Origin of the sequence: Oxalobacter aliiformigenes, assembly GCF_027116575.1 — a bacterium.
Classification (GTDB): Bacteria; Pseudomonadota; Gammaproteobacteria; order Burkholderiales; family Burkholderiaceae_D; genus Oxalobacter; species Oxalobacter aliiformigenes.
On record NZ_CP098252.1, the window covers coordinates 1,205,313 to 1,221,585 of the forward strand.

The following is a 16,273-nucleotide window of genomic DNA, read 5'->3' on the forward strand; positions in this document are numbered from 1 at the left end:
GCCGGGCATGGCGACAGCACAAAAAGATTATCCTGCCCGCTGCCGGACGGGATAACCGGGATTTTTGCCATGGCGATGTCTGCTGTTCCGGTTTTTCTGAAATTTTATCCGGCTCGTCCTGTTTCTGGCAAGCAACGTGGCGTTAGGGAAAGTGTGAACGGCTGTTTTTTCGGTCGGAAGGAATGGCGGAAGTCGGGTTATTGTGGCATGTTTCCTGAACGATCTTCCCGAAATATCGCAAAAACGGTAAACCGTACGGGTTATCCGCACAGAGATGCGAGAAATACGGATACGGCTTTTGTATAAAGGCACTGTTCATGAATCGCGTCAATGGAGTTTTGTCGTCTTCTCAAAAACAGTCCGGACATTGGCAGTCTGTTGTTTTTTTGTAATGGACGGCTTTTGAAACCGTTTTCAATGGTCGAAACAGGTCATTATCCTGTTTTTGGAATAGAGTCCGGCTGAAAAAACAAGCGGTACGGGAAAATCCGGTGGTTCAGGTCATCTCAGGTGCCGACAGGGTAACCGGGTTGGAAATGACGGAGTGTCTGACGGTACACGAAAAAATTATGGCCGGTCAAACTTTTTGCCGGTCCATAAAAGGCGGGCACGGTCGTTTCCTGTCTCGTTCCATCAGGCCGTATTGGGATAATCCATCATCCGTTCGGGAAGGGCATGGCAAAAACGGAGTCTCTGGAGGATTGTTTCATGCGGACTCCGGCGTGTCGTTTCACATTTGCAAAGGCATTCCGTCGCTGCCGGAGGTTTGCCAGGACGTGGGAAAATGGCGTGTGGCCGGATTTTCCGGCAGGCCCGGCCAGTCACTCTGGCGACGGGTGGATATCCAGCACAGGAGCGAACCGCCGCAAACCATCAGTACACTCTGCCAGAAAGGGCCTGAAAGCGAGGGCGACAGCAGAAAGACGCCATCAGGGAGGAAAGTACGGGCGTGAAATACGAGACGGTCGCCAACAGGCTCACATTTCCTTTGGGCATACCGGTATTTTAGGCCGCCGCTCCGAAACCGGGAGCGGCCGATGCCCCCGGCAGACAGAGTGCAGGGCGCAGGCCGAAATGCATCGATGGCTGTTCCGTGAGGAAATAAAGCGTCCACAGGGACAGGGCGGTCAGCAGGAAAACGAACGTGATGCCGTTTTGCCCCGCCGCCATGCGATGGGTGACGGTACAGTATGTCGCCCGGATGAAGGCACCGGCCATCGCCAGCCCCGGAATGAGCGGCAGGCCGGCCTTCTGGCGGTTGAAAAATACGGCGAACAGAACCGTGAGGCTGGGTCACAAATAATTTATCATGCTGATTTCGATGGTCTGCCGGCTGTTTTGCGCGAAACCGAGCGACAGCGACAACGCATTTCATAGACGGCGAAAAGCACGCTGCCGGCCACGAGGTAACGACGATCGAACGCGCCCTGCCGGGGAAATCCGATCGTCGCCGGCAGCATGACGGAACCGCCGGTGTAAATCATCGTTGCACCGCCCACCGGACCGAGTGCGTCGGTGATCCCGCGGATCAGGCCCACCATCGTACTCCAGAGAAAAATGGCGCAAAGGCCTGTCAGCGTCGCATTCCGTTTCGTCATGCCGGTCATGAACCGTTTTCCTGTCTGGCGAGGGGGGCCGTTTTTCCGGTGGCGGAAACGGTTTGTCCGGGCACGGGCCGGCGATGTTTGGCGAAAACGCCGACAGCTCCGCCCCGTCCGGTCGTCTCGCCCCGTTGTCCGGCCTGATTGTAGCCCGTTGCGCCGTCTGTCTGCCAGCGGGCCGGAAAAGATATCCAGAGATTGCCGGAACGGTTTGGCCATGCCGGATTTAGCGTTCAGTATTTGATGCAGGCGGTCAGGGCGATGTTGCGGGGACGGGTCTCGCTGCCGCCCGCCATCGTCGTGGCGATCGGTGCGTGTTCGGCGACTTCCATGACCTGGGGTGTCCAGGAATAGACGCCGGAACCGAACTGCACTTTCGGGATATCCAGAAACCCGTGGTTGTGCCGGGCGATTTCGTCCGGTTGCCAGCTGCCCAGTGTCCGTTCGGGATCGACGGCGCGTCCCCTGTCCAGACAGCGGATGAATTCACCGCGCAAGTCGGGCAGCGCGAATGTCGTCATACCGTTGTCGCCCGAGCCGAATGTCGTGCCGATAGCCTCATGCAGACGGGGATATGCCGCGATCAGCAGCATGGAACCGTCCGCGACAAGCCAGCCGTCCGGTGGTGTCTCGGTGCAGAAGTAAAGTACGGAGCCGGGCGGAACGGTATTTTCCCCTTCGGGCGGATTGAGCGATTCAAGCCAGGGCAGGACAGTATCGCCGGCGGATGGGGCATCCTCCGTGTTTTTCTTCAGCAATGCGGACAACTGGGGGGGCGGAAAACGGCAGGGTTCCCGGGAATCCGTTTCCGGGCGTATTGTCTCCACAGCGCGCCAGAGCGTTTTCAGGCAGTCGCGCATCTGGCAGAACGCTTCACGCCATTCTCCCGGCGAACGGGGTTTTCGCGGGGAATGCATCCAGTCGGTATCATCAGGTCGGGCCATTATGTCTCCATAAAAAAGCCCTCCTTCAAAAGAAGGAGGGCGCGTTCGGGAAGAATACTTCGGGCGCAAAAAGCCACCCGGAACGTATGGTATCCCTGAAAAAAACTTCGGTCAGCTCCTGCCGGGCGAATATCCTGTCCGGTTGCCGGAAAGCCGGAATGGCGGGGTTACTCTTTTTGTCCGTTACCTGCGGTTCGGGTGAAATGCCGCCATGCTGTCCGGGCGACCGATGCGATCATTTTCTCTGCCAGCGCTTTCGGTTCCTTGCTTCGAAAAACGAAAACGCTGATGAAAACCGGTTTTCCGTCCGGCAGGATGACGATGCCGATATCGTTGAGCGTCATTCCCTGCCGGCGGTGAAACGCCAGAGAGGTACCGGTTTTGTGAATCAGCAGGGTACCGCGTGGCAGACCGCTTCTGAAGCGTTCGGGCGAAACCGTCGAGTTTTTCATGGCCGACCACAAAAACACCTGTGTTCGGGGTTTCAGCAGTTTTTTTTCCTGAAAAAGGCGCAACAGTCGTGTGGCCGCGTCCGGTGTCGAGCGGTTTCTGAACTGGATGTTCCAGTCACCGTGCATCGCCCGTTCCGTCGTGGCGACCGTCATGTGTTCGATTCCGTGCCGTCTGAGCCATGCCGTGACCTTTTCCGGGCCGCCGGCCAGCCGCAGGAGGATGTCGCACCCGTTGTTGTCGCTTTCCGAAATCGTCATGCGCACGATGTCGGCAAGCGGAATGCGGACGGTTTTTCCGGCAGGATACTTTTCCCGTAACGGGCTCCATGTTCCCGGCCGCAATTCGGAACGGGATATGGCGATCAGCTCTTTCAGGGACAATTCTCCCCGGTCCACTTTCTCCAGAACGGCCAGTGCGATGGGGAATTTGTACACGCTTTGCATCGGAAAGTCGTCATGGGGGGCGATTGCAGCCCTTTCGGATCCGTCTGCGTTTTCAATGACCAGACCGACACGGCAACGGTGATTGGCGACGACGGCCCCGATTTTTTCCTGAAGGGATTGCGCCGGGCAGCCACAAGGAAAGGCCGATCCCAGCCACAGGCACAGCGAGACGATAACAAAACGTTTTTTCATCGGATGGAAAACGGTGAAACGATGTTCCGGCAGAAACCGCCGCCGGAAAAAATCATTGTAAACCGGACAGCCGGCAGCCGGGGAAAGGAAACACACAAGGACTGTTTTTCATCAGAAACGGGAGAGCGTACAGCGTCATGATTGTCTTTGGCGGTATGGTGTGCGGCATGACGCCGTTTGGCAAGGCGGGCGGAAGAGGGTGTTTCCGTGTCGCCGGACGAAAAAAAGCCTGAACATGTGTTCAGGCTGTTCGTGACGGACGTTGCCATGCAGACGTTCTTCCGGTGCCGTTTCGGCCGGCAAACCGGCCGAAACGGCAGAAACGTCATGACGCCGTTCCCCAGGTCATGTCCCGCAGGGCAAGGTTGGCACGGTGTTCCGAATCGCATCTTTCCGAACAGAGCCGGAAAGACTGGTGAGCGTTTTCGATGGTCAGAGTGGTATGGTCGTGTTCCATCCATTTTCCGCAGTTTTCGCAAACAGAACCGTTTGTTCTTGTGTTTTTTTCCATTTGTTCTCCTGTGTTGAAATGAAAAAGTCCCGATGATGGGACTTTTTTCTGACTTAAACCGGCTCAATGTTTTTGGCCTGGGGTCCCTTTCGTCCCGCACCTGTTTCGAACCGGACTTTCTGACCTTCGGCAAGCGATTTGAAACCGCTGCCGGCAATGTCGGTAAAGTGGGCGAAAAGGTCGGTTCCATGCGTATCGGGTGTGATGAAACCAAACCCTTTGGCATCGTTGAACCATTTGACTGTACCTGTTTCCATCGTGGTATTCCCTGAAAAAACAATAATAAAAAGAAGGGCAAATGCCCGGGGACAAGATAATCAAGGAAGACTGAACCGGAACGGATACTGTAAAACAGCGCGACGAAACTAATTGAATCTGTAACTTGAAAATATTGAACAGCTATAATAACACGGAAATCCCGTTCAGGACTGTTTTTTGTCAATTATTTTGGAAACCGTGCGCAGACCGGGCCGGTGATCCGGAAAACAGATGGAAAAAAGCAACGGAAACCCGTCGGTGATCCCGTTTCATGGCCGTGGTGAGGACGGTTGCGGACGTATCTGGAACGGGCCGAAGGCAGCCGGGGGCCGGCAAAAAAAGCCGCCGCCGGTGCCGGACGGACCGGAAAAGGGGGGGACAGGACGGAAATTCAGTCGTTCAGACGGAAGAGTTCCCGGACACCGTGCTGTGCCGCCGCAAGCGGGTTGCGCGGCAGGGCCGAATAATATTCCCATGCTGCCTGGGACAGGGACGCGATCGTTTTTTCGGTATCCATGATCGAATCCGGCGCATGCGTGATGAAAACGCTGATGAAAACCGGCCGGCCGTCGGGCAGCAGGATAATGCCGATATCGTTGACCGTCGTGCCTTTCACCGGAGATGTATCGCCGGTTCCCGTCTTGTGAACCAGTACGGCACCGGCCGGCAGCGGTTCGCGCAGGCGGCCCGGCCCCGTCATCGAATCGCGCATCATGGCCCAGAGCAGTTCATGGCTGGAAGCCGACAGCAGTTTTTTCTGCTGGAACAGGCGCAAGAGCCGGTTGGCGGCCGCCGGCGTTGCCGTATTCGCGAACTGGGCGTCCCACGACCGCTGCATCTCTTCTTCCGTCGCACGGATTCTGAATCCCTCGATTCCCAGTCCTTTCACATAACGTTCCACCGCTTCGGGGCCGCCCAGAAGACGGAAAAGCATGTCGCACCCGTTGTTGTCCGAGTGCGAAACGGTATCGGTCAGGATTTCCCGCAGCGTGACCTGTGCGGGGCCGTCGGCGTATTTTTCCCGCAGGGGGCTGTGTGTGTCGGGCAGCAGTTCGCGGCCGGTCAAAAGAAACGTGTCGTCGAGATGCCACCGGCCCTTGTCCACGGCATCGAGCACGGCAAGCGCCAGCGGAAACTTGACGACGCTTTGCATCGGGAACGCTTTGTCCGCCTGGAAGGACGCTCCCTGTCCGGAACCGGATTCGATCGCGACGCCGATATCTGCCGACTGGCCCTGCACAATGGCGTTTATCCGTTCCTGCAGACCGGGTGTGGCATGCAGAAGGGAAAACGGCGAAAACAGGACAAAAAAGGCGAAGAGACAGCGGAACAGGTTTTTCTTCATCATGAAACAGACTCTGGAATCGGCAGGAAAAGGACGAAACGGAAAACGGTTTGTATTGTGGGGCAACCGGACGAGTTGCAAACCGGTCATTTTAAACCATCCCGGCGTCTGGAGGGAACGCCGGTCTTGTCCGGGCGCAAAAAATTGCCGGAAATCCGGACAACCGCCATGCTGTCCTGTCAAACCCGGTCCGGACGGCCTGACAGGCGAAGTGTGGCGGATTGCGGAATCCCGCGAAACGGAAGAAATACCGCTCATGATCCTGACGGGTATCCGGATTCCGGGAAAATTGCGCAAGGCTGGCCGGCGGGATTTGAAAGGCGGCCCGATGCTCATGGAAAAAGCGTTTGCCTTCCCTGCCAAAACAATCCAAACCGGCGTTTCCGAAAGAGGAAAACGGTTTGTTGTCCGACGGAAACGGCGCGTTTTCAGGGGGAAAAACCGCGGAAAACGGAGGCCTCCGGAAAAGAAAAGGCGCTGTGACACGAAGAATTTGACGGCAGACGTTTTCGGGGCTGTCGAAACAGGGTTTTTGCGGGATGGGTGAAAAATTTGCTTGACCGGCCGATTCACAATGATTTTTTTGTCTTTCAGGATCCGGCAACCCGGTATAGGGGAGCCGGAAGAAAACAGGAAAAACGGCAGGACTCGTTTTCCGGCAGGAAATGCCGGAGAGGCCTTGTCCGGATCGTGTGTTTGGAAACATAACATCCGTTGTGCCGGTATCCGGATTCCGGCTGGCTGGCCGGCATGGGATAAAAGTGCCACGAATGTCCGGATACGGTCTGAAACAGGTGTATAAGAAAAGAAGGCGATTCGTTCACGGCTTTCCGGCCGGTCGTCCGCCATACAGCCGGGTCCGCAAGGGAAAGGGGGCGTTTCTGCCGGATGGTTTTTTCCGGAGGCGATGTTTCCGGGAGCGGTGTCCGGTCCGGAAACGCCTGTGCGTTCATCAATTGAAAAGGAGTGTATATGAACAATTATATCGACGGTTTTTTCAGGTCGCTGGCCATGCCGAGTACGGCAGACAACATGTATGAGGCCGGTGCGGCCCTGGGCCGGTGGATTGAGGAGTACAACAGGCATGACTGGCCGAAAGACTCACCAGACGAAGGCCTGAATCCTCCCGCTGATACCGTATTGCGGAAAATCGGGCCGCAGCGGACGGCTGGCGGTCAGGTGAGACAGGATTTCAGCAGTATGGTGAATCGTGGTTCATCCGGTTCACCGTCGTCCCCTTCGGGACAGAGAGCGCCGGAGGGTTACGAATACGTGAACCGGCATCAGGCCGAATCGGACAGGATGCTGCGGGAATTGCATGACGAAGTGATGAATTTCATGAACAGCGGCCCCTATCCGGGCGTTCCTGCCGGAAAACCGCCCGTCGCACCGCGTGACCGCGATGCCGAGGACCCGGTCATCGACAACCGTCGCCGCTGAAGAGGGCGAGGCAGGAAAATACCGGCCTGTTCCTGAAAAAACATGCCGTCCACAGAGAAGACGGTGGAAAAACGCAACCGGCCGTGTATATCGGCTGAAACATGAAAGAATGGTTACGCGGCCATTTTGTTCATGGGTCCGTCTGCTTCCGGCAGGCGGTTTTTTTTTGCGGGCCCGGCGGAAAACGGCAAAGTGTGAAAAGAGAAGATGACCGGACGGCTGCCGACCGGTATGAAGGGTCATGAAAGACGGCCGGATGGGCAAACGGGATAACGGGCGGAATTGCCCGTTTCCGTTTTTGCCGGCAAATCCTGTCGCAGGCGGTTCTTTTCTTGTCGTTGCCGGAAAAACGGAGGGAACCGCTTTTCCGAATCCGTCGCCCTGCGGGTCATCGGCGGAAATTCACGTTGCAGGGCCAACCGGAAACAGTCGCTGGTGTAGCCCGGGAACGGAACCGTCCGGCCTGTCTTGCGGCACGAAAGCGAAAAAGACCGGTGACGGGATATGCTGCAAGGCGTCCGGCCAATGCGGCATATCCGGTTGCACCGGGTTCAGATATAGTCCGAGATGTACGGTTTTTCGGCGATGACGGCATTATCCAGCAGTCGCAGGGTCGCTTCATCGGCATCGATACGGTCCAGCTTCGCCAGTTCGCTGGCCCGTTTGTAACCCAGAAGCAGCGTCGTCAGGGTGCCGATCGACAGGGAGGCTTTCCTTGCGGCGCTTTCCGTGCACGGGGTGGCCTTTCCATTGGCGATGGCGATCGTCAGCGTTTTGTCGTTCCATTCCAGAAACGGATCCGAAACGGAAAGGGTCACCGTACCGCTGGCGTCGGGATCGAAGCGGTAACGTTCGAGAAACATGTCCACATCGACGATGCGTCCCATGATGTAGGGCCGGATCGTTTCGCGGATATCGCTGTCTTCCAGACTGAACGCGACGGGTTCGCTGAAATAGTTGTTGCCGCTGACTTCGTTGATCATCGATTCGTGGGCACTGATGTATTTCATCAGGCCCTTGCGGGCTTCGCTGTTGATATAGATCGTCTCGCGGATGAACATCACGTCGTCCTTGATCAGATAGACCATGTATCCCTGCGGTTTGTCCCTGGCGTCGTAATAGATCGCGACGGCCGTGTCGTCCTCGTTCCAGCGCCAGTATTCTTCCCAGGCCAGATGGTTGCGGAACAGGCAGCCATGCGTCTGCCGTGCGAAGCGGGTATGCAGTTTCATGAAATCGGGATTGTCCCAGGAAACGCGGCGGACATAGCCGGGTACGTCGATGTGTTTCGGAAGCTGGACATCGCGGATGCGGTAGGACATCTTGTCCGAGACGATTTCCCAACCCCGGTTGCGGTAGAGCGGGATCGAATAGGGATAGAGCAGGGAAAGCGACTGCCCGTTTTTGCGCATTTCCGTCAGTCCCCGCTTCATCAGTCTCGACATGAGTCCCATGCCGGAATATTCCGGGTAAGTCGCGACACTGGTGACGAATCCGATGGGGCAGACGATGGAATGGATGTTCATGTCGAGCGGATAGACCGCGAACTGGGAAACAAGTGTGTCGCCGTCGAAACAGCCCCAGACGTCGGCTCGTTCGAGTATCGGAAATTTGGACTGCTTGATGTCGTCTTTTTCCCAGCCGTATTCCTGAAGGGTTTTTTCGGTGACCTGAAAGGCGTAACGGAGCAGTGCATTGTACTGATCCAGATCGTCCGATGTCAGTTCACGGATATGAAAATTGCTTTTGACCATAAGTTCACCTGTTTTTCTGCGCCAGGGGCGCCTGTTGTCGGGACGGCACGCTTCGGATGTGGCATGACCTGCCCTGACCGTTGTTCTGTCTGCCGTCTGGCCGGCTTTCAGACAGCCTGTCGATATGTTGCGTCACGAAAGAGAGAAACGGACGTTTCGCACTTTCCCGGCTGAAAGCGGAAAGGCACGTTTTCCGGATATATCCGACGTCCCCCGCGCCGGTCATGAACCCGCAAGGGATATGAATCGTTTGTGAGCCGGTTTTATTGTGTTGACAAATACGCCAGAGCGACCGTTTGAATTGAATGAAAGTGAGGTACCGCCGTTTTGTCAGGCAGACTTCCCCGGGTTTTCCGGTGAGGAAAACCGGTGCAACACCGGCAGCCGTCTGCGAACTCTCCGGCTGGAAGACCCGTTTTGCGGGCGAAGCGAAACAGATGGTTCCAGCCTGTTGCCAGTGTAGGGGAACGGGAACGGAACGGGTCCGTCCGGATCAAACAAAACGTTTTTGCCGGCGAAATACCCGGAAAATCCGGAATCACTGCCAGCCAAACGAAGGGCGATGGAACCAGTAACCATCATATCACACCGGCAGACGGCGGGCAAAAAGCCGGGCGGGAAAGTCTTTTGGCGTTTTCGGGGCGGGAGAGGAAAAGGCGAATTCCTGCGCGACGGTATCAGAAAAAGTCCTTTTTCAGCCGCCATGCCGTGCGGAGATAGTCGCGTGCTTTCCGGAACGCTTCGGTTCCGCGGCCGGACAATCCGTCGGCACGGGGCAGTTCCGGCGTGCTTTGCAGGTTGCAGGTGTCGGCGATGAAAGTTTTCAGCAGGGTGGCCGGGTCCGTCTTCATGCGCGTGGCCAGTTCGATGAATTCGAACGGGATGGCGAACAGGTATTTTTCCGTATTGTCCGAGACGAAACGGCCGTCCTCGCCCGGAAGGATTCCGCGCGGTGCCAGAAAACCGTCCGGATTTTTGGCGTTGCGCCAGCCGATACAGTTCAGGTTGTAGCTGTTGTCGAGGTATTCGTAATCGTCGAGATCGAACGCACGACGGAGCGTCTGGTCGCAATAGGCGTCGAAACGGTAAAAGACACCGGCGCGGCGATTGCCGGGCGTGCGTCTGCGTACCTGCCGGGCCAGTCCGATCAGGCCCGCTTCGTTTCCGGAGGCTTTGAGACGTTTTTCGTAATGTTGCGCGTTGGCGGAATCGGCGGGCAGGAAAATTTCCCTGCCCTGATACTCGATGATCAGTTTGTCGCCGTTGCCGGACGGGGAAATGCCTTTGAGTCGGGCGTCGTAAAAAAGTGTGGGTCTCACGGATATTCCGGTCGGATAGTCAGTCAAATGTATTTTTCCACCCTGCCGGGCGGTTTCCGGCCGGGAATTTCGGCAGGCGGAAATGTATCGGAAAAACGTCTGTTTGGCAATGCGTTGTTTCAAGGAAAGGCCAGAGCGGGAAATATCCCGGATGATCATTGTGCGAAAACGGCATTGCACCGGTACAAGACGGGATTTTCCGCCTGACGGAAATGTTTTCCGGTACAGAAAGGATTGTCTGCCGCGATTTCCTGTTCCGGAATAATGACCGGCCGGTTTTCTCTTCGTTTCCGCCGGTATTGTGACAGGTGGTTTTGCGTATCACCGGCCAATCGTCCGTTACGGTTTTGCATTCGCTTTTGCGGCGATCTTTCATGAACAAGGTATCCACGGCGTTTTTGCCTGTCTCTTTTCTTTTTCACCGGTCCGGGTCCGGTTGTCCGGAGCAAACGGGTGACCCTGGCGGGTGGATTGTACTGTTACGGGCCTGTATCTCTGTGGTTTGCACCCGAAAACGCATTTTTCCGTGGACGGGAAGGACGGTCTGAAAAAAAACGGAACGGACAGGGCCGTTCCGTTTCGGGAAGCTGTCAGATGTCTTACCGGATGATGGTGATGCGCTTGACGTCGATTTCCGGTGCACGCATCAGATCCTTGTCCACCTTGCCCCAGATTTCGACCTGGGTATTGGCGTCGATGCGTTGTCCGGCGAAATCTTCTTCATCGATTTCCACGCTGATGGTGCCGGTCCCGTCCGTGAATTGGTACATGTCGTCGGAAAGCCGGGAAGTGACCTTGCCACGCAGGGTGACGCGGACATCATCGACCGGATTTTTCAGGATCTCGGCGACATTTCTGTAGGATGTAGCCTGGCTGGGACCGACATATTGCGCATTGGCGGTGCCGACGGCACACAGGATTCCCGATGCGGCAATCAGAGTGGTTGCGATTTTCTTGAGCATTTCTTTCTCCTTTGCTGGTGACAGTCAAGTTGTTACGAACTATTGGAATTCAGGGGATATTCCCCTGTCTGATGGGTATTTCCATCTGTCGGGGCGGAAATACCCGAAAAAGAGGGTGGCTATGCCACCGTGGACTGCCGCAGGCCGAAAAACGCAGGCCCGGCGGCAGTGTTGAAACCGCCATCCGGCGAAACGGTTTACCGGAGGACACTTAACCGTTTCACGTCGAGGTGCAGATCCTTGCGCAGCGGATCATTATGGACTTCGCCCCAGATTTCAACCCGGGTCTTGTCGTCGATGCGCTGTCCGGCGAATTCTTTCGGGCCGATCTTGGCATTGATCGAGCCGGTCCCGTCCGTGAACCGGTACATCTTGTCCGTCAGTTGCGTGGTGATGTTGCCCTTGAGCGTGACATAGGTATCGTCCACAGGATTTTTCAGGATTTCGGCCACGTTGTTGTATTGCCTGACCTGGCTGGGCCCGACGTACTGGGCATATGCCGCATTCATGGAGCACAGCATACCGGATGCGGCCAGAAAAGTGGCGCTGGCAACGGCGGCTAGCGATCCCGCCTTCATTTTTCCGAACATGATCATTTCCTTTCTGCTTGATTGACGTTACCGGGCTTTTTTCCGGAAATCCCGCCCGTTACGCCGGTATCGGGCGGGCACCTGTCCTATTTTTTCGATGTGGCGGCAGCGATGCCGATCCGTTTGACATCGATTTCGACCGGTTTGCCGGTATCCTTGTCCACCTTGCCGGCGATCTCGATGACGGTATCCGGCCCGATTTGCCGGCCGGCGAAGACGTCCTGGTCGATTTCGACGGTAATGGTACCAGTTTTGTCGGTAAATTCATATTTGTCGTGGGACAGCTGTTTCGTCAGGCGGCCCTTGAGAATGACCAGTTCGTCATCCACCGGGTTTTTCAGGACGGAACGGATACTGGTCTTGGCCGTTACACGGGTTGGTCCGACGTACTGGGCACTGGCGGTTGTTGCCACCAGCATCCCGACGGAACAGGCCGCAGCAAGCAGGCCCGTCAGCAATTTTTTCGAAATCATGCAAACTCCTTTCCGGTTTTCCGGACAGCGGGGCATGTCACGACCCATGTCCTAAAGCATGTCAGAGAATGGTTTATCTTAACGTATTTTCACAATCAGTGCAGAGCACGCCGGAAACCGGTGAGGTCACCGGATTCCGTCCCCATTATAGTGGTCCGCCTGTCGGTCCGGGTTTGCTTTGAAACAGGAAAAGCGGTGGTGCCGGAATGGGGGCGGAAAATCCACCGTCGCAAACAGGGCGTCATGCCTGCCGGAGGTTTCGTTCGTCGCGCAAAAATGGCCGGCTTGGAAAGGTGGAACCGTTTGTTCCGTTGTCCAAAACGCCTGCATCCGGTGGAAGGGGACATTTTCCGGCCGGTATTCTCCCGACAGAACAATCCGGTCTGAAAAGACTGCCGGCCGGAGAGCGGATCGCGACTGAAAACAGCTGTCGTGCGGGAAAGCGCGACGAGAGTGGGGATCCGGCCCGGTTTTTTGTCTGTGGCGATGCGCCCGTTTTCCCGTATGGCAAGACAATATCCCTGTTTTCCCCGGCAAGGTGGCGGCGTTCCGGTGTGACGCTTTGGGGAGCACGCCGGAAATCCGTTACGGCATTCTGGGGGGAAAGTGGACCGATCATGTCGATAAACTGCCGGAAAACGATTAAGATATCGTTTTCGCAGGACGGCGAAAACGGTTTTTTCACGTTACTGTATTCAGACAATCTTCCTGCCGGCCTCTGACAGAAGGGCACGCCGGCGGGATAACCGGAGAATTCACATGTATATTGTTACGGGCGGCGCCGGTTTCATCGGCAGTGCCATGATCTGGAAACTGAACCGGATGGGGATAGACGACATTCTGGTGGTGGACAATCTCGCCTCCAGCGAAAAATGGCACAATCTCGTCAACCGGAAATTCACCGATTATCTCCACCGGGATGAATTCTGGAAGATTCTGGATGAAAACCGCCTGCACCGGGAAATAGACGGCATCATCCATCTGGGTGCCTGTTCGGCCACGACGGAGCGCAATGTCGATTTTCTGATGCACAACAACGTCAAATACAGTGAATTGCTCTGCCGCCGTGCGATGGAAAGGGGCGTGCGTTTCATCAATGCCAGCAGTGCCGCGACCTATGGCGACGGCTCGATGGGTTTTTCCGACAGCGTCGAGACGGCCGTCAGGCTCAGGCCCTTGAATGCCTACGGCTGGTCCAAGCAGCTCTTCGACATGTGGGCGCACCGTGAAGGCCGTCTTTCCTCGATCGCCAGCGTCAAGTTTTTCAACGTGTACGGCCCGAACGAATACCACAAGGGCGACATGAAAAGCGTAATCTGCAAGGTCTATGCGGACATTGAAAAGGGTCTTCCCATCCGCCTGTTCAAGTCGGACAACCCGCAATACGGTGACGGGGAATCGTTCCGCGATTTCGTGTATGTGAAAGATTGCGTCGAAGTGCTTTACTGGCTGCTGCAACATCCGGAAGCCAACGGAATTTTGAATATCGGTTCGGGAAAGGCGCGTACCTGGAACGATCTGGCCCATGCCGTCTATGCCGCCATGGAACTTCCGCCGAAAATCGAGTATTTCGATATGCCCGAAAACCTCAAAGGCAAATACCAGTATTTTACCGAAGCGGAAATGGGCTGGTTGCAAAAATACGGATGCGACGTGAAATTCCATACTCTGGAAGAAGGAACGACCGATTATGTCCGCAACTATCTGATGAAGGACGATCCGTATCTGGAACAGGTGGTCTGACCGACCGGCCACGTCCGGTGACGGTGCCAGGATATCTTTCTGACCGGTTTTCGCGGCAGTTGGCCCCATGCCTGATCTTGCCGCAAGCGTGACGACGGCATGCCATGTGCCGGACGCTGTTTTCCGGGGGGAGAGCGTTTCCGGAGGTCGGGCCACACAGCCGGGCAGAGAGCGAACCGGTTTTGCGGGTTTTCTCCGGTTATCCGGGAAACGGTCGCGTCGTCGCGGAGAAAGAAAGGTACCTGTCGCCAGAAACGGTGTGTCGTGTACGGAGAGAGCAGGCGTCCGGGATCCGGATAAACCGGGACGGGACGATACGATCGCCGGAAAACGGTTTTCACCGGCTATCGGTACCGGAGCGGGAGTGTCGCGCCTGTACCGTAATCCGCTTCCAGCCATCCGTACGGTTTTGGTACGTTTGCCCTGACGGAACCGGTCATGGATTTTTCCATCGGCAGCTTCATATGTGTACTGCCGCAATCTTCTGCATCACAAAGAAACGGCCGGATGACGATGCAAGGTGTCTGTCGCGATATCCCGCCGGTCCCGTTCCGGCCCGGGGCACACGGGGCCGGCATGCTGTCCCGCCCGGACGGGTGAACACATCTTTCAGACGGGCGATGCTTCTTTCGGCATGGTTCATGAGCGCTTCCGGTTTCGGGTTTTTCATTGTCCGGCAAGGGGGCAGGCTGGCCGGAAGCAGTCCACCGCCGGAAATGGCCTGTTTTTTCATCGGGTTATGCAAGTGTCCGCTGTGGAAACCTTTTTTCGTGTCGTGTACGGAACTACCCGGAGAAATTCCGGACGAATGCCGGACTGGCATGAACGGTTCCGGTTTGCGTTCACACAACGCGGGCTTTCCCGTTTGCCTGATTTACGGTATAAAGACGGGTTCGCGCGCCCGATGCACCATGATGGAGCAAGCCCGGTTTTCCGGCGGCCGTTTGCCGCTGCCGGTCCTGTGAAGGCTTGCCGGAAGACGGTTCCGGTATGGTGTTCTGTCAGGGCGCATTTTTTATGACGTCATTTTTTGCCATTTTGTTTCCGATCCGGACATCACATGAAAAAAACACTGATCGCCGCAGGTCTTTTCAGCCTGCTTCCGGCTGTAGCGCCGGCCCAGACCAACATCAACATCTATGGTGTGCTCGATACCGGCCTTGTGAAGGAATCCGGTTCCGATGTCCGGATGGGCGATTACATGGCGAGCCGGATCGGTTTCAGGGGAACGGAAGATCTCGGTAACGGACTGAAAGCGACATTTGAGATGGAACAGCGTTTCCGGCTGAACAACGGCAATCTGACCGGCAATTACCGTTGGGATGAAAAGATCCGCAAAAGACTCGGCCGTGACGATGACATGGAATGGACGGGGTATGCCAATGTCGGGCTGGCGGGGCCGTGGGGATCTGTCCGTATGGGCCGTGTCATGACCATGGTCGCCGAAACCTTCACACTGGTCGATCCGTTCGACCAGAACGGCATCGCCGCCTCGTATTCCGTCAACAGCCTGATCCATTCGCAATATACGGACAATACCGTTCGCTACGAAAGCCCGAACGTGAAAGGTTTCGAAATCGGGCTGGCCTATTCGCTGGGTGACGACAAACATGGCGATTCGGATGAGGACCGTTTCGTCAGGCGGGTAGGAAACGACGGTTTCGCCATCAGCCCGCGTTATCGCAACGGACCGGTTCTGCTGCTGGCCAACTACGAACGGGTGCCCGATTCGGACAATTCATACCGCTGGGATGTCGGTACAACGGTGGAGCTGGGAAACCTCAGATTGTCTCTCGGCTATGAAAGAAGCATTTTCAGGCTTGACGATGTCGTGACCGGCGAGAGCGGAAACCAGACCGAATGGCTGGCCGGTCTGTTGTATCGGATGGGACCGCACCAGTTTCTTGCCACGTATGACCGCGGGGAAATCGACGCCGGCCGGTATGGCGGGCATGCCAACCGGTATGCCGTCGGATACCACTATGATTTTTCCAAAAGGACCATGCTCTACAGCAGCCTGATCCATGTGGACAGCAGCAACGACCGCGTGGGCTCCATCTACAACAGCAATGGTACCGCGCGCGATTCGCTGACCGGTATCCAGATCGGGTTGAACCACCGGTTCTGACGGTACCGGTATCGGCCGTGTGGCGGGACGGCGGACGTGTTTGCCCTTTTCCCGGGGCGGAAAAGGGGGGTACTGCAAGGGCGTACTGATTGGATTTTTGCATCGACTTGACTATAA

19 protein-coding genes are annotated in these 16,273 nt (G+C 56.3%); 5 read left to right on the top strand and 14 right to left on the bottom strand.

Going from position 1 to position 16,273, the window contains the following annotated elements; all coding sequences use genetic code 11:
• Positions 1–1,005 precede the first annotated feature (1,005 nt).
• The 7 genes from NB647_RS10590 to bla (NB647_RS05585) form a co-directional block, all read right to left on the bottom strand.
• A complete protein-coding gene (locus NB647_RS10590; protein WP_332880326.1) occupies positions 1,006–1,218 on the bottom strand; it encodes a drug/metabolite transporter permease in 213 nt (70 codons plus the stop codon).
• A gap of 89 nt (positions 1,219–1,307) precedes the next feature.
• Entirely contained in the window at positions 1,308–1,607 is a 300-nt protein-coding gene (locus NB647_RS10595) for a drug/metabolite transporter permease (RefSeq protein ID WP_332880327.1), read from the bottom strand.
• A gap of 227 nt (positions 1,608–1,834) precedes the next feature.
• Positions 1,835–2,545 (bottom strand): phage tail protein, encoded by a 711-nt coding sequence (locus NB647_RS05565; protein ID WP_269282279.1) that lies wholly within the window; start codon positions 2,543–2,545, stop codon positions 1,835–1,837.
• A gap of 167 nt (positions 2,546–2,712) precedes the next feature.
• Positions 2,713–3,633 (bottom strand): class A beta-lactamase, encoded by a 921-nt coding sequence (gene bla, locus NB647_RS05570; protein WP_269282281.1) that lies wholly within the window; start codon positions 3,631–3,633, stop codon positions 2,713–2,715.
• Positions 3,634–3,958: 325 nt separating this feature from the next.
• A complete protein-coding gene (locus tag NB647_RS05575; RefSeq protein ID WP_269265654.1) occupies positions 3,959–4,144 on the bottom strand; it encodes a hypothetical protein in 186 nt (61 codons plus the stop codon).
• A gap of 53 nt (positions 4,145–4,197) precedes the next feature.
• Positions 4,198–4,401, bottom strand: a complete 204-nt coding sequence (locus tag NB647_RS05580) for a cold-shock protein (protein ID WP_269265655.1) — start codon at positions 4,399–4,401, stop codon at positions 4,198–4,200.
• A gap of 392 nt (positions 4,402–4,793) precedes the next feature.
• Entirely contained in the window at positions 4,794–5,750 is a 957-nt protein-coding gene (gene bla / locus NB647_RS05585) for a class A beta-lactamase (RefSeq protein ID WP_269282283.1), read from the bottom strand.
• Between bla (NB647_RS05585) and NB647_RS05590 the strand changes: the two genes are divergently transcribed.
• On the top strand, positions 5,749–6,294 hold the full coding sequence (locus NB647_RS05590) for a hypothetical protein (RefSeq protein ID WP_269282285.1): 546 nt from the start codon (positions 5,749–5,751) through the stop codon (positions 6,292–6,294). The genes bla (NB647_RS05585) and NB647_RS05590 overlap by 2 nt on opposite strands.
• A gap of 425 nt (positions 6,295–6,719) precedes the next feature.
• On the top strand, positions 6,720–7,187 hold the full coding sequence (locus NB647_RS05595; RefSeq protein ID WP_269282286.1) for a hypothetical protein: 468 nt from the start codon (positions 6,720–6,722) through the stop codon (positions 7,185–7,187).
• 551 nt (positions 7,188–7,738) lie between these two features.
• Here NB647_RS05595 and NB647_RS05600 read toward each other — a convergent pair.
• The 7 genes from NB647_RS05600 to NB647_RS05630 form a co-directional block, all read right to left on the bottom strand.
• Positions 7,739–8,941: a GNAT family N-acetyltransferase gene (locus NB647_RS05600; protein WP_269282288.1), complete on the bottom strand. Its 1,203-nt coding sequence runs from the start codon at positions 8,939–8,941 to the stop codon at positions 7,739–7,741.
• Between the two features lie 677 nt (positions 8,942–9,618).
• Entirely contained in the window at positions 9,619–10,260 is a 642-nt protein-coding gene (locus tag NB647_RS05605; protein WP_269282290.1) for a hypothetical protein, read from the bottom strand.
• A gap of 155 nt (positions 10,261–10,415) precedes the next feature.
• On the bottom strand, positions 10,416–10,613 hold the full coding sequence (locus tag NB647_RS05610; protein WP_269282292.1) for a hypothetical protein: 198 nt from the start codon (positions 10,611–10,613) through the stop codon (positions 10,416–10,418).
• Positions 10,614–10,859: 246 nt separating this feature from the next.
• Positions 10,860–11,222, bottom strand: a complete 363-nt coding sequence (locus NB647_RS05615; RefSeq protein ID WP_269265664.1) for a NirD/YgiW/YdeI family stress tolerance protein — start codon at positions 11,220–11,222, stop codon at positions 10,860–10,862.
• 197 nt (positions 11,223–11,419) lie between these two features.
• A complete protein-coding gene (locus tag NB647_RS05620; RefSeq protein WP_269265665.1) occupies positions 11,420–11,812 on the bottom strand; it encodes a YgiW/YdeI family stress tolerance OB fold protein in 393 nt (130 codons plus the stop codon).
• Between the two features lie 86 nt (positions 11,813–11,898).
• Positions 11,899–12,285, bottom strand: coding sequence for a NirD/YgiW/YdeI family stress tolerance protein (locus NB647_RS05625; protein ID WP_269282294.1), 387 nt, complete (start codon positions 12,283–12,285; stop codon positions 11,899–11,901).
• A 241-nt stretch (positions 12,286–12,526) separates the two neighbouring features.
• Positions 12,527–12,970, bottom strand: a complete 444-nt coding sequence (locus tag NB647_RS05630) for a hypothetical protein (protein WP_269282296.1) — start codon at positions 12,968–12,970, stop codon at positions 12,527–12,529.
• Between the two features lie 74 nt (positions 12,971–13,044).
• Here NB647_RS05630 and rfaD point away from each other — a divergent pair, with 74 nt between their 5' ends.
• The 3 genes from rfaD to NB647_RS05645 all read left to right on the top strand — a co-directional run bounded on the left by rfaD (position 13,045) and on the right by NB647_RS05645 (position 16,156).
• Positions 13,045–14,028, top strand: a complete 984-nt coding sequence (rfaD, locus tag NB647_RS05635) for an ADP-glyceromanno-heptose 6-epimerase (RefSeq protein WP_269282298.1) — start codon at positions 13,045–13,047, stop codon at positions 14,026–14,028.
• A gap of 67 nt (positions 14,029–14,095) precedes the next feature.
• The gene (locus tag NB647_RS05640; RefSeq protein WP_269282300.1) at positions 14,096–14,455 is read left to right on the top strand and encodes a hypothetical protein; all 360 of its coding nucleotides are present in this window, start codon (positions 14,096–14,098) and stop codon (positions 14,453–14,455) included.
• Between the two features lie 633 nt (positions 14,456–15,088).
• A complete protein-coding gene (locus NB647_RS05645) occupies positions 15,089–16,156 on the top strand; it encodes a porin (RefSeq protein WP_269282301.1) in 1,068 nt (355 codons plus the stop codon).
• Positions 16,157–16,273: the final 117 nt, after the last annotated feature.